12 protein-coding genes are annotated in these 13,984 nt (G+C 46.6%); 4 read left to right on the top strand and 8 right to left on the bottom strand.

Annotated features, from left to right (window positions below):
• Positions 1 to 65: 65 nt before the first annotated feature.
• On the bottom strand, positions 66 to 1,400 hold the full coding sequence (locus QUA42_RS04755) for a hypothetical protein (RefSeq protein WP_333135566.1): 1,335 nt from the start codon (positions 1,398 to 1,400) through the stop codon (positions 66 to 68).
• An 82-nt stretch (positions 1,401 to 1,482) separates the two neighbouring features.
• Between QUA42_RS04755 and QUA42_RS04750 the strand changes: the two genes are divergently transcribed.
• A complete protein-coding gene (locus tag QUA42_RS04750; protein ID WP_333135564.1) occupies positions 1,483 to 2,283 on the top strand; it encodes an SDR family oxidoreductase in 801 nt (266 codons plus the stop codon).
• Between the two features lie 193 nt (positions 2,284 to 2,476).
• Here QUA42_RS04750 and QUA42_RS04745 read toward each other — a convergent pair whose 3' ends face one another.
• The 5 genes from QUA42_RS04745 to QUA42_RS04725 all read right to left on the bottom strand — a co-directional run bounded on the left by QUA42_RS04745 (position 2,477) and on the right by QUA42_RS04725 (position 9,044).
• On the bottom strand, positions 2,477 to 3,256 hold the full coding sequence (locus tag QUA42_RS04745) for a photosystem II S4 domain protein (RefSeq protein ID WP_333135562.1): 780 nt from the start codon (positions 3,254 to 3,256) through the stop codon (positions 2,477 to 2,479).
• 238 nt (positions 3,257 to 3,494) lie between these two features.
• Positions 3,495 to 4,319, bottom strand: coding sequence for an SWIM zinc finger family protein (locus QUA42_RS04740; protein ID WP_333135560.1), 825 nt, complete (start codon positions 4,317 to 4,319; stop codon positions 3,495 to 3,497).
• 15 nt (positions 4,320 to 4,334) lie between these two features.
• The gene (locus tag QUA42_RS04735) at positions 4,335 to 7,637 is read right to left on the bottom strand and encodes a DEAD/DEAH box helicase (protein WP_333135558.1); all 3,303 of its coding nucleotides are present in this window, start codon (positions 7,635 to 7,637) and stop codon (positions 4,335 to 4,337) included.
• A 213-nt stretch (positions 7,638 to 7,850) separates the two neighbouring features.
• Positions 7,851 to 8,465 (bottom strand): Uma2 family endonuclease, encoded by a 615-nt coding sequence (locus tag QUA42_RS04730; protein ID WP_333135556.1) that lies wholly within the window; start codon positions 8,463 to 8,465, stop codon positions 7,851 to 7,853.
• Between the two features lie 72 nt (positions 8,466 to 8,537).
• Positions 8,538 to 9,044 (bottom strand): hypothetical protein, encoded by a 507-nt coding sequence (locus QUA42_RS04725; RefSeq protein ID WP_333105187.1) that lies wholly within the window; start codon positions 9,042 to 9,044, stop codon positions 8,538 to 8,540.
• 289 nt (positions 9,045 to 9,333) lie between these two features.
• Here QUA42_RS04725 and serA point away from each other — a divergent pair, with 289 nt between their 5' ends.
• On the top strand, positions 9,334 to 10,917 hold the full coding sequence (serA, locus tag QUA42_RS04720) for a phosphoglycerate dehydrogenase (RefSeq protein ID WP_333135554.1): 1,584 nt from the start codon (positions 9,334 to 9,336) through the stop codon (positions 10,915 to 10,917).
• A gap of 184 nt (positions 10,918 to 11,101) precedes the next feature.
• On the top strand, positions 11,102 to 11,992 hold the full coding sequence (prmA, locus tag QUA42_RS04715) for a 50S ribosomal protein L11 methyltransferase (protein ID WP_333061350.1): 891 nt from the start codon (positions 11,102 to 11,104) through the stop codon (positions 11,990 to 11,992).
• Positions 11,993 to 12,046: 54 nt separating this feature from the next.
• On the opposite strand, the gene QUA42_RS04710 is transcribed toward prmA, so the two are convergent.
• Together QUA42_RS04710 and trxA are read right to left on the bottom strand one after the other, a co-directional pair.
• Positions 12,047 to 12,640: a hypothetical protein gene (locus QUA42_RS04710; protein WP_333135552.1), complete on the bottom strand. Its 594-nt coding sequence runs from the start codon at positions 12,638 to 12,640 to the stop codon at positions 12,047 to 12,049.
• An 87-nt stretch (positions 12,641 to 12,727) separates the two neighbouring features.
• Positions 12,728 to 13,045: a thioredoxin gene (gene trxA / locus QUA42_RS04705; RefSeq protein ID WP_333135550.1), complete on the bottom strand. Its 318-nt coding sequence runs from the start codon at positions 13,043 to 13,045 to the stop codon at positions 12,728 to 12,730.
• 73 nt (positions 13,046 to 13,118) lie between these two features.
• Between trxA and fabG the strand changes: the two genes are divergently transcribed.
• On the top strand, positions 13,119 to 13,883 hold the full coding sequence (gene fabG / locus QUA42_RS04700) for a 3-oxoacyl-[acyl-carrier-protein] reductase (protein ID WP_333135547.1): 765 nt from the start codon (positions 13,119 to 13,121) through the stop codon (positions 13,881 to 13,883).
• Positions 13,884 to 13,984 lie beyond the last annotated feature (101 nt).

Below are 13,984 nucleotides of genomic sequence, written 5' to 3'. Positions count from 1 at the left end.
TGGCAGTTGGCCGTCAACAGCCAACAGTCAACAGCTAACAATGCCATATTCCCAATTTCAAACCTTTAATTTTTTTGCCATTCTTGCTGTTTCTTGCGAGCAGATTGCAGCCATTTTTGGGATTCGGGATAAGCAGTTGTCCCAGGTTTCACCGATTCTAATTGATTGATAATTTGTTGCAACTGGCTGAGGGAGTAACCGGGAGTTTGAGAATTCACATCTTTTTGCAAGTTGGCAAACAAGCTTTTAGCTTCTTGCAAAGCTGTTGCAGAATCTTTTTCTGCTTCCAATCTAATCTGGGTAATTCCTAAATTTTTTTGATATTCAGCGAGTTTAGTTTGAGCGTCGAGATAGCCCGGGTTATCGACAGAAACCAATTTCAGTCTGTTAATTCCTTCTTGCCACAATTCTGCTATTTGCTCCCAGTGTGCGGCGGGATGTGGCGGTTTTTGGGAGGCGACGGCGGCGGAGAGAGCAAATTCTTTGGCAGCTTCAATTAAGTTGTCGGCCCGTACAGAACCGGTAGCGACGCCGCCCATTTCTTGAAAGTCTCTTTCTGCTGCTTTGAATGTTTTCTTAGCCGTTTCTCCTGCGAGGGTTTCGGCGGGAATTTGATTGAGTTGGTCGATCGCACTTTGCCAATTTACCGTCGCTTTTTGTCTATCTGTGGCAGTTTTGGCTTGCTGGTACTCCTGTTTCGCGGCTTTTAGCGTTTGTTCGACTTGATTTAACTGAGTAAAAGCATTTTTTTGCTGAAAAATCTGAGCCTCCATCCGCCCGACATTTTTGCGGGCGGCTTCAAATTCATCGAGTGTAAACCGCCAACTGCAGCCAAAAAAATTGCAGTAAGTTTGGGGATAGTAGCCGAGGAACCACACCGGCAAGGCGTCGAGGTGTTTTTGAGCCTCTTTTGCTTTTATTTCGCCCAAGTCAAAATCAGCGACAGCCGTAGCTTTATTCACCAGTTGATCGGATTGTTCCACAAGGGCGATCGCCTGCCGGTAATTGTGATCCATACTGATAAAACTCGGCAGCAACAATATCGGCATTGTTTTCGCCACGGGCCAGCGAATCATCGGAAAAGGTAGATTTAGCAGCCAAATTATCCCCGCAGCACTTCCCAACAAACTCCCAGCAAAAATAATTTGATCGAACAATCCGGGCGGGCGGTTGGCTTTGACGGCAGCTTTGAGAGCTTGTTCGCTGAAGTTGGGAAATTCGTCTTTGAAGGTATCGCGGATTTCTTCTCTTGAGGCGAAAGTGCCGTTTTGCAAGCGTAATTTCTCTAACCGCTTGATTACCATCCGTCGGTAGACATCACCGGTTAGATTATCAGCCGCCGCGCACTTGTGAACTTCGGCCCGCAAAATTTCAAAAGCTCGATCGGTAAGACGCGCCATAAAACTCACCTATTCACTTTTAATTATTTTACAGGTTCCCCGTCACAATAATTGTTAAAATATATAAAGTTTCTATTAAATAATGCGAATTAAGTTCATGCCCACTGCTTTAATCACTGGTGCTTCTGGCGGAATTGGTGCAGCCTTTGCCGCCGAATTAGCCAAACGCCAGCACAATCTAATCTTGGTAGCTCGTTCCGAAGACAAATTGCAACAGTTAGCTGCTAAACTGCAACAGGAATTCAATATTTTAGTCGAAATTATCGTTCAAGATTTAACCGCACCCGGAGCCGCAACTGCTCTATTTGACGCGGTTGTTAAAAAAGGTTGGACGGTTGATTTGTTGGTAAACAATGCGGGTTTTGGCGATTACGGTGTTTTTGCCGATCGCCCGCTTGCCAAACAATTAACAATGGTGCAACTAAATATTGTAGCATTAGTTGAACTCTCCCACTTATTTTTGCAGGGAATGCGGCAGCGAAAATCAGGAAGTATTATCAATGTTGCCTCCATCGCAGCTTTTCAACCGATGCCGTACTTGTCGATGTATGCAGCGACTAAAGCCTTTGTTCTGAGTTTCAGCGAGGCGCTGTGGGCGGAAAACAAAGATTTAGGAATTGGCGTTTTGTGCCTTTGTCCAGGGCCGACAGAATCGGACTTTTTTGCAATAGCGGAATTTCCGAAAGCTCTGGCATCCAGCAGCGGACAAAAACTCGTTCCAGCAGCGGAAGTAGTGCGAGATGCTCTCAAAGCTTTAGAGAAAAATGAGTCTAATGTTGTGACAGGGGGAATTCCCAATAAAATCATTGCCAATCTGCCTCGATTGATGCCGCGAGAACTTTTGGTGAAGTCGGTAGAAAAGGTGTTTCAGGCGAAAGCGTAATTACGAAGGAAGTTCGGCAAGGAAGTAGTCTACGGGATTGAACGGATTTAACCGAGGTGGGTTCTAGGAAAGTTCGGCCACAGATTGTTTACGAAATTTAACCCATTTAACCACTATCGGGAAAAAGGAACAGGGAAGAGAATTCCTAATTCCTAATTCCCCATTCCCCATTCCCCATTACTAATTCCGAGAATTACAAATACCGAGTTAACTGCACTCGATAGCGTTCCTTCTTAGTAACAGCAACTTCCCCAATTTCCAATCTTCCCTTGCCGGTAACAGCAATTAAATCTCCAGACTTGACATTATAACTAGCTTGAGTAACGTCTTTCCAGTTAACTCGCACGTCGCCGCTGTCAATTAAATCGGCCATTTTGCTGCGAGACATTGCGAATCCAGCCGAGGCGACAGCATCCAATCTCATGGATGCTTCAACGGTTGTCATTTCTTTCTTTTTGGGTTCTCTAATTTTGAGTTCGCTCAACTCAATGCGCCGCGTTTGCACAGGAACCGATCGCACTTGCTGCAAACTCATCTCCAAATACTCTACCATCTCCGGCATGACAATGGCTTGGGCGCCGCGTTCTCCCAAAACAATCACATCGCCAGTTTTCTCGCGGACAATTCCCGTACCCAACATCGCCCCCAAAAAGTCGCGGTGAGAAGCTGTATCGAACAAGAAATTGCCAGCAATTTCTACGGCAGCAACGTTAACGCTACCAGAGTCGATCGGGATATCCGATCGCGCGATCGCAATTCTTTGTCTTTCAGCTTGCGGGTAGCCGCCCCAAGCCACTAATTCCACGTCAGTTAAGCGCTTAAATACCGTCAGAGTGTCCGCCAATTCTGGAGGCGACAGAAAATCAGTCAGAGTAACTTCCCAAGTTTTAATTGCTTGTTCCGCTTGGTCGATCGCCCGCGCCACACAGTCGCGGTTTTCAATGCCTTTTAACAGTTCTTCTCTTGGTAACATCAGTCAATTTTAGATTCTAATTTGAAATTGCCAAAGCTTGCTGTAACTAAAAAGTCTACTTTTTTAACACTCGCACTAACTTAATTATAGTCTAAAATCATCAAATAACGATCTTATGATTTTAGTTGCTGGTAAAGCTGATATGATGAGCACGATTATTGTACCAAATGTATGAAGTCTTCGAGTTAAAGTTTTTGCAAGAGCTTGATCGAGTATGGCAGCAAAATTGTCCACCCAACTACTTATTCTTCTTCACCCGCAAATACAACTCTTCCATCGCCTCAATAAACGAACCATCCTTGTGCCAAAACTGGGGAAAATCTCCCTGTTTCTTCACCACGATCGCACTTACACCACTTTGCGCTGCCACCTCAATCGTCTGCGGTAATCGCTTCACACCATGCCAAAACTCTTTCAGGCTGACCGTTTGCGCCTCACTGGCGATCGCCTGCGTGTAATAGGAATCCACCGCCACAGGGGCCGCTGCATCCGCCGTTAACTCGGCAGAAAGCGCCATTCCCAAAGGCGTTTTTGCCAATTCGCGGTGCAGCACTTCCTTAGAAAGCCCCCGTAATTCAAAGAGTAAAAATGGATCTTTGTCCAATTCTGCCGCCACCAAATAATAAACTCCGGCAATATGTTTGCAGGGATTGCTATAGTCTGGGCAAGAGCAAGTAGTCTTAAAGTCCTCGTGGCTGCTGGGTAAAAGGTGCAATCCGAGGGGTGCAAAAGCCTTTTCAATATTGTCGGGCATTTCGTTGAGTAGCAGCCGAGAAATGAAGCTGGCTTTTGATGCCATTTGGGCGATCGCCATTTGCCACTTTTCCTGACTAATTGGCTCAAACTCAATTTGAGTTATGTACAGAGGCTCCTTATAAACCCCAAAATAAGGATTAACCGAGCCTCTCACCTGTGCCATCACTAACCCATCATTCATGCCAAAGCTTTTTACCTTGCCGTTTCGTGCATAGGAACGTCCCCGTCCGAGTCGTCCCGAATCGGTAAATCTTTCCAGCCCCTCGATAAATTTATTGCCCCACCAAGTCCGAGTAAATTGTGACATACTTTTTGGTTTATCCTAATCTAAAACTGCATTTTTATTGAGCCTAATTAATTTCTTAAATGCCTCATTATCCAACTCAGTCAACCACGACTCATCCGCACCAATAATTGACCCTGCCAATTTCTTTTTGTCCTCAATCATTTGGTCAATTTTTTCCTCCAACGTGCCAATTGCCACAAACTTATGCACAAACACATTTTTTTCCTGTCCGATCCGAAACGCCCGATCCGTTGCCTGATCTTCCACCGCCGGATTCCACCAGCGATCGAAATGGAACACGTGATTGGCTTTTGTCAGCGTAATTCCCACGCCGCCCGCCTTCAGTGACAGAATAAATACCGAAGGTTCAGACTCTGGATCTTGAAACTCTGAAATCATCCGTTCCCGTTTTTCGCGGCTGGTTCCCCCGTGGATGTAGTAAGTGTTGTAATGTAGCGTTTGTTTAATGTATTTTTCCAACGCGCTTCCCAGTTCTGTAAACTGCGTAAATACCAATAAACTTTCGCCTTCTGCTTTGACTTCCTCAATCATCTCGATCAGCCGTTCCAGCTTGTGCGATCGCTCTGGTGTAAACTCACTTTCATCTTGCAAAAACTGGCGCGGATGGTTACAAATTTGCTTCAGCTTCAGCAGTGTCGCCAAAATCATGCCCTTGCGCTTCATCCCTTCCGCCGCATCAATTTCTTGTTCTACCTCTTTCACAATCGCTTCATAAAGCGAAGCTTGCTCGCGGGTGAGATTGCAGTATAGTTTTTGCTCAACTTTGTCGGGGAGATCCTGAATAATCGACTTATCGGTTTTCAGGCGGCGCAGGATAAAAGGTTCTACTAATTTTTTCAGCGCTGCTGATTGGGTGCGACTCCCATGTTTTTGAATCGGTAACTCAAACAACTTCCGAAACTGCGCCTCTTTTCCCAAATATCCGGGATTGAGGAAATTAAAAATTGACCATAAATCCAACAAGCGATTTTCTACCGGTGTTCCAGTCAGCGCTAACCGATGGGTAGCAGGCAACTTTAAGATTGCCTTTGTTTGCGCCGCTTTCGGATTTTTAATATTCTGTGCTTCATCAATTACTAAGCGATGCCACGCTACGCTGCTCAACAGTTTCTCGTCTTTGCGCGCCAAGGTAAACGAAGTAATCAACATATCGCAACCTTGGACGGCGGCTTTGAATTCCTTGGCATCTTGCAAACGTTGAGGGCCGTGGTGAATCAGCGATCGCAATTCGGGAGCAAACTTTTCCATTTCCTTTTGCCAGTTACCAACTACGGAAGTGGGCGCAATTAGCAGCGTGGGTAGAACCGAAGGTGCGATCGCTTTTTCTGTCTTTTTTTCTGTCTTTTTTTCTGTCTCTTTTGTAGTAAATAAAACTTCCCGCTCTTGCAATAATCGAGCAATTACCTGCGCCGATTTACCCAAACCCATATCATCGGCAAGACAGCCATTTAATCCCAAACTTTCCAAATAACTCAACCAAGAAACGCCGCGCTTTTGGTAATCCCGTAACTTGCCCTGAAACTTTGCTGGATCTGCAATTAACTCTAACCGACTCTTATCGTTCAGCTTCTCCAACATATCCGATAAAGCCCGATCGCGCTCAACCTCCAACTGTTCGCTCGCTTCTCCTTCTGCCGTCAACTTCATAAAGTCAATCAAGCTTAAATCAGGGTTTTCTTGGCGATGTTTTTTCCAAAACTCCAACATCTCCTGCATCTTGTCTTTGTCCAGTTCCATCCATTGTCCTCGGAACTGCACCAGCGGTGTTTTGCTATTTACTAACGCCTGCCATTCTTGTTCGCTAACCCGTTCACCCCCGATCGCCAATTCATAGTGATATTCCACCAAGGAATCCGCCGAAAATAATCCCTTACCCTTGATTGCAGCGCTTTTGCTGCCATTTCCTTTGACTTGCAGGCGAATCTTTGCCCGTTGTCGTCCCTTCGGCGTCCACCAAGCCGGGACAATCACTTTGTATCCGGCATCTTCTAATACCCAAGCGGACTCGCTGAGGAAGGTGAAAGCATCATCTAAGCTGAGGGAAATGTTAGCAGGTTGGTCGGTTTCTAGCCCTTGCCAAAGTTGGGGATAAATGCGGGCAGCGTAGCCGAGATTTGTCAGCAAATGTTGCTCAAAGTTGTCTCCGAATTGTGTTTGCAACTGTTTTTGTTGAGTCGATCGCGATCGCCAATAATCCTGCAACGGCATCCGCAGAGATGGGTCTTTTTTAGCAGCCACCTGAAACTCTAAAACCCAAGGCTGTTCGGGGTTGTCGGGGGATTGTAGTTGAAAGCAGAGGGAGAATGAGTCAGCAGATTGATTGCGCGTAATGCGATCGCGCCAGGTTTGCCATTGCCGGTATTGTTCAAGGCTTACTCGCGCGATTTTTCGTGTTTGGTTGAGGCAGATTTGGAGTAAAGAATCCGCAATCTTATTTTCAAACGATGCTGGGATGGCGGTTTGAGTGACAATTTCCGCGATCGCACACTCGGAAAAATGCCGCAGCAACCGTTCGCGATCGTAGAATTTTGGTGTATCTTGTAGCTGGATCTTCCGAAAACCGGACACACAAACTAAAGGCATCCATTCAACATAGCGTTGTAAATCAGTTTCGTACTGTGTTGAAACAATTTCCCATCCCGGATAAATCTCAAAGCTGGGTTCAATTTTGGCAAATGTTTTTGGAGTTTTTGCAGTTGTTTTGGTTTTTGTCTCGCCCGCTTTCTTACGCCCGCGCGTGGCTTTCTCAGCGGGTTCGGATGTTTCGATGGGTGCGATCGCGATCGGATCAGTTTCTCGATAGCGCAACGCCGGAATATAATGATCTTTCAGAACAATTTGCTTAAAAAATTGGGTGTAGTGATACCAAAATAGCAAGTCTGAACCAAACTGAACTTCTGCTAAATCGTAGAGGGCCAAAAAATGCAGATCGTTCAATACTTTAGTCAAAGTGTGGGTGGCGATGGACACACAATCAACTTCCCAATACTCCAACTCAAATGTTTCGGGTAACTCTGTCTCTAGATATCGCGCTAACTCTAAAGATGGTAACGGCTGGTTGTCGGCAGTGGGAAGTAAAAAATACCGAGGGACGATCGCGTATTCTAGCCCCATCGCACTTGTATTGCTGACTGGTTGCAGTTGAATCCCGGCTTCTTTCGTTAGAAACTCTTTTAACTGTGCCGTCTTCAATTGTCGGGGATGAACCTTAGCAGGCTGTTTTTTCTTTTCAGTGGTTTCAACCCAAATATAAAACGTTCCACCTTGAATAAAATTCTCTTCTGCTTGAGGAATCCAAGTCCCGTGGAGGATTTTCATAGGTCATACCAAACGCAACCTTTGGCAGCCTATCATATCATGAATGAGTGGGAAAAGATAAGAAGGCGGTTGAAAGCAGGTTTATACAAACCATGTCGGCTGGATGCCGACTAAAGAGAATAACGCAATTTTACCCCAGTTGTCCTCTTTAACCCGCAGAGGCGGGTTTTGACTTTATAGATGCGGTTTCAAACGCCGAGTCTTCTTACAAATTTAGAAAATATCAGTTAAATCCAAAACAAAACCGGGTAATATATCTTCACCTGACAGAGTTGCAGGTTCATCTAAAATTTCTACTTCTGTACCTTGACGGGAGATTTCTACTTTCCGATTTTTGCGATCGAGCAACCATCCCAACCTCGCTCCATTTTTTACATACACTTTCATTTTAGCCCGCAATTTTTCTAGGGAGTCGGTGGTCGATTCCCTACGGGATAGCTTCGCTTCACGCAATTCCACCACAAAATCGGGACAAATCGGCGCAAATTTCTTTTTTTCTTCAGCCGTTAAAGCATCCCACCTGTCACGCCGAATCCAAGCAGCGTCGGGAGAAATATCAGTACCGTCGGGCAGTTTAAATCCCGTTGAAGAATCAAAAGCAATTCCCAAATGCTTATTTTGACGGCTCCAACCTTCGAGTTGAAAACTTAGCTCCGCATTCCGTCTGCCTGTATCGCTACTCGCAGGCGGCATAATAATTAATTCTCCCGTTGCAGTGCGCTCAAATCTCAAATCCCGGTTGTCTATACACAACTGAAAAAACTGCTCATCAGTTAATTCGAGCGTTAATTCTAGGGGAGAATGTAGAGGGATAGTTTGTGATTCCATAACTGCCTCCAAATATTACACGAGTTGAATGTCAACAGTCAACAGAATAGTCAACTGTTAACAAACAAATAACTAAGTCTCTGTATAACCTTGGATATTTTCCGGTTCAAACTGCTGCAAAATCTTCGCAGCTTTCCCAGTCAAATCATCAGTACCCTTAACCGCAATCAAAAATTTACCCGCATTCAAACGGTTGCGGTAGGGCAAAGCATCGCCGCTACCAAAAGCCATACCGCCCGCGCCTCCAACAAACACACTGCCCATCGCAGCGGCGATCGCACCTAGCACTCCGCCGATCGCGTGATCGCCAATTTCCCCCGCCCAGGCAAAAGTCTTCAACTCAGTAATCAAGCTAAAAGTAACGCCAGCAATAAAGCCAAAGGGAATCAGCCAAATAGCCATGAGTTTAGCTTGTTTCTTCGCTTGCTGGTTCGGGTCGATCAAGCCAAATTCATCAGCAGTTTTATAGCCGCGACCCAAAATGCTCACTTGCTTCATAGGCAAGCCTTCTTTTTCGAGAGCACAGTAGGCAGCTTCGGCTTGAATTCGATCGGGCAGTACGGCGATAAGATAATTCATTAGAAAACAATTCCTGATAGTTAGGCTTGAATAGCCAAAGTCTATTATAGACCGAAAAGACATACTAGCTAAGCACTTGGGGGATTTTCAGACACTCAGAGAGTCCGATCGCCCGCAAAGCTAAAATATTTCATGCAAAAAACGGCCGACCTTGACCGAATACAGATACAATTCAAACTGCACAAAGGCAAGCTTGAGCTGAGCTGTTAGATACTGCTCTAAGTCTAAGTCTCAACTTTGAGCTCGCCAACGCTCGGTCTATTTTTACTATTGCACTCAATTGCTTGCTATGCCTAAAGTTCTAGTATCCGATCCGATCGACCAAGCCGGAATTGACATCCTCTCCCAAGTCGCGCAAGTTGACGTAAACACAGGACTCTCAGCCGAACAACTGGTAAAAATTATTCCCGATTACGACGCTTTGATGATCCGTTCTGGCACCCAAGTTACCAAAGAAATCATTGAAGCCGGGAATTCACTTAAAATTATCGGCAGAGCCGGCGTCGGTGTAGATAATGTCGATGTACCCGCCGCTACCCGCAAAGGAATTGTAGTCGTCAATTCCCCCGAAGGCAACACGATCGCCGCCGCCGAACACGCGCTCGCCATGATGCTCTCGATGTCCCGCCACATCCCGGAAGCTAACGAATCCGTCAAGGGTGGTAAATGGGAACGCAACCGTTTTATCGGTGTAGAAGTTTACAAAAAAACCCTCGGCATCGTCGGTTTGGGCAAAATCGGCTCCCACCTCGCCGCCGCAGCCAAAGCAATGGGCATGAAACTGCTGGCCTACGATCCCTTCATTTCGACCGAAAGAGCCGACCAGTTGGGCTGCCGCTTGGTAGAACTCGAACTGCTGATGCGCGAATCCGACTACATCACCCTGCACATCCCCAAAACCCCGGAAACCCTGCACTTAATTAACGCTGAAGTGCTCTCGAAAATGAAGCCCACGGCCCGCATCATAAACTGCGCCAGAGGCGGCATCATCGACGAAGCAGCCCTCGCAGAAGCCATCAAAAAAGGCCAGATCGCCGGCGCAGCTTTGGACGTTTACGAACATGAACCGCTGGAAGCTGATTCCCCGTTGCGGACTGTCGGCCAGAACATCGTGCTAACGCCCCACTTGGGAGCATCCACAGCGGAAGCTCAGGTGAATGTGGCGATCGACGTGGCTGAACAAATTCGCGATGTACTGTTGGGGCTACCCGCGCGATCGGCTGTTAACATACCAGGAATTTACCCAGACTCGATCGAAAAACTCAAACCCTACCTGCAACTCGCCGAAACCCTCGGCAACCTCGTCAGCCAGCTAGCCGGAGGCCGAGTCGATTACCTCAACGTTCAACTGCAAGGCGAATTGGCCAGCAACCAAAGCCAGCCCGTAGTCGTCGCCGCCCTCAAAGGCTTGCTCTCCCAAGCCCTGCGAGAGCGCGTTAACTACGTCAACGCCAGCATTGAAGCCAAAGAACGCGGAATTCGCGTCGTCGAAACCAGAGACGCCTCAATTCGCGACTACACCGGCTCCCTGCACCTCTCGGCCAAGGGAACCCTCGGCGAACACACAGTCACGGGTGCTGTGCTCGGCGAAAGCGAAATTCGGATTACCAGCGTTGACGATTTCCCGGTCAACGTTTCCCCCACTCACCATATGCTGTTTACCCTGCACCGCGATATGCCGGGGATTATTGGCAAAATTGGTTCCCAATTGGGCAGTTTTAATGTCAATATTGCCAGTATGCAAGTAGGCCGTAAAATCGTGCGAGGCGATGCGGTGATGGTTTTGAGCCTCGATGACCCTCTACCAGAGGGCATACTGGCGGAGATCCTAAAAGTTCCGGGAATTCGGGATGCTTACACGGTAAATCTTTGACGGATTTTGGAGTTTAGATTTTGGATGCAAGGGCTGATAATTGGTAATGGGTAATTGGTCATTGGTCATTGGCAAGAAAGCGGGAATTTTTCTATTAGCCAATCCTCATTCCTCACTCCCGAGTTCCCAGTCTCCAGTTCCCCTGGGCCAATCTAAAATCTAAAATCTAAAATCTAAAATCGTTATGGCACATAGCTGGTGGGAAATTAGAATTCTTTGCGATCCGGCGCTGGAAGATATCATCTTTTGGCGTCTGGAACGGTTTAACTGTCGGGGAACTGCTACTGAGCTCAAAAGCAATTCCTGCCTGATGTCGGCTTATTTGCCCGAAGAACAGGCAGGATTGCTGGATTTGGCCGCTCTGTCTCTGTGGCTGCGCCAAGATGCTCTGTGTGCAGGTTTGCCCCTACCTGCGATGCAGTGGGATTTAATTGAAGACGAAGACTGGGGCAGCACTTGGAAGGAGCACTGGCAGCCTCAAGAAGTGGGCGATCGCTTTTTAATTAATCCGGCTTGGCTGCCCTTACCGACTGATACCGATCGCGTCATTTTGCGTTTAGATCCGGGTGTGGCTTTCGGTACAGGTGCTCACGCCACTACTCAACTTTGTCTGGAGTCGCTGGAAATGCGGCTCGGTTTTGATGACAAAGAGTGCATCGTTGCTGATATCGGCTGCGGATCGGGTATTTTGTCGATCGGCGCGGTGTTGTTGGGCGCTACAAAAGTTTATGCTTTGGATACTGATCCTTTGGCAGTGCGATCGACCATTAGCAACAGACTACTCAACCGCGTTAATTCTCAGCAGTTAGTTGCAGAGCTCGGAAGTATCGATCGTTTGAAAGAAATGGTAGATGAGCCGATCGACGGTTTGATATGCAACATTTTAGCAGAAGTAATCATTGATTTAATCCCGCAGTTCACTGCAATTAGCAAACCCACTACTTGGGGCGTGCTCAGCGGCATTTTGCTCGAACAAGCTAAGCCAATTGCCGACACTCTGGAACAGCACGGCTGGATTGTCGCTACTCTGTGGAAGCGCCAAGATTGGTGTTGTTTTAATATTCGGCGTAGTTAACAATATGGTAATGGCTAATTCCTAATTGCTAATGGGTAATTTTGAGTTCATGTTTCATCTTTGGGAAGTGAATTTAAATAAGTCTCTAACCTGAAAATAAACCGCGCCAGCCCAGTAAAAAGCATTCACCAAAATCAACAACGTTTTTCCAGCAGAAGAATTAACAAAACCAAAAACGCGGTAAGTTGACAGCAGCACTAACAACATTTCAACCACAGAAACAATTGACCCGTAGTGCTTCCTATCCCAATAAGAAAAGGGACTGATAAAACGGTAATTGCTGAACGGAAAAAAGTGTCGGTGAGCGTCGTCATTGTGGACAGGCAAATCTCCCAGAGAGTGTAGTATCATGCTGATAAACAAAATTTGCACACTCTGCCAGCCAAAGTAATAAGCAATTAGCAAACCAATAACCGCAAGGGGAATTGAATGAAACAGAGCCACAATATTTTGCACAAAAGGCTCATAATATGCTTTGGACCAAATTGTAGCTGCGGGCAAGCGAGCAATGTATTTCGCCCAAAAGAAAAATAAAAATATCGGAATATCCGGCAAAATTCCGCCGATCGCAATAATGAGATTAGCTTGCGGCAGTTGCGGTTTGCCGAGAATAGCCAGATTGATAATAGCGTGGCTGGGAGTCTTCATAAGTAGGGTGCGTCCACTAGGATTATCTTATTCATAATTAATCAGATATGAGGTGACGCACCCTACGTGTGAGATAATTGGCTCCGGTTACAAGTAAGGTTGCACTCGAGCGATCAACTGCGCCGCTTGCATCACTCCCTCAATGCGATCGACCTCAGCGCCATTTTTGAACAGCACCAAAGTCGGCAAAGCATAAATGTGATGCTGCGACGCCAACTGTTCGTACTTATCGGTGTCAATTTTGACAACCATCAGCTTGTCTTTCATCTGACCACTCACTTGCTCCAAAATCGGTGCCATCATCTGACAAGGCCCGCACCAAGTAGCGTAAAAATCTACCAACACCGGCAAGTCAGAGCCCGATAGTAACTCTTCAAAACTGCTGAACTGTTTTTGAACTGCCATAAGACAAAATAATTTTTTGGGTTCTGGCTCGATTTTAGTGCAAAATTCTCTGGTAGATTGCGAGGATACAATTATGGAATTATTACCAGAGACTTTTCAGAGATTGCGGGGTCAAGTTGCTGTCGTGACCGGTGCGTCGCGGGGAATCGGCCGCGCCGTTGCTTTAACACTAGCAGCAGAAGGCGCTAAAGTCGCCGTCAACTATGCCAGTTCGAGTGCGGCTGCTGATGAGGTGGTAGCAGAAATAGTCGCTGCTGGAGGAGAATCTGTGGCACTTGCAGCAGATGTCTCGAAAACTGACCAAGTAGATTTACTCACCAGTAATGTCATGGAAAAATGGGGACGAATTGACATTTTGGTGAACAATGCCGGCATTACTCGCGATACTTTGCTGCTGCGGATGAAGTTGGAAGATTGGCAAGCGGTAATTGATTTGAATCTAACCGGCGTGTTTTTGTGTGCGAAAGCTGCGAGTAAAATCATGCTGAAGCAGCGAAGCGGCCGAATTATTAATATTGCTTCGGTTGCTGGGCAAATGGGCAATCCGGGACAGGCTAATTACAGTGCGGCGAAGGCTGGGGTAATTGGGTTTACTAAAACTGTGGCGAAGGAGTTGGCGAGTCGCGGGATTACTGTGAATGCAGTTGCACCGGGTTTTATCACTACAGATATGACTAAAGATGTCAAGTCTGATGAGATTTTGAAGTATATTCCGCTGGGGAGATACGGGGAAGTTGAGGAAGTTGCCGGCATGGTGAAGTTTTTGGCGGCCGATGCGGCGGCGGCTTATATAACGGGGCAGGTTTTTAATGTGGATGGGGGGATGGTAATGGCTTAGGATTTCGGGATTTTTTTAACCGCAGATATCGCACAGGCAAGATGCCTGTGCCACGATGAAGGCGGATATTTGCGGTTAAATTTATGTCTGTTAGCGTATTT

This window comes from Microcoleus sp. Pol11C2 (genome assembly GCF_036701505.1).
In the GTDB taxonomy this organism is placed as follows: Bacteria; Cyanobacteriota; Cyanobacteriia; order Cyanobacteriales; family Microcoleaceae; genus Microcoleus.
This window is presented reverse-complemented; position numbering and strand designations above follow the sequence as displayed.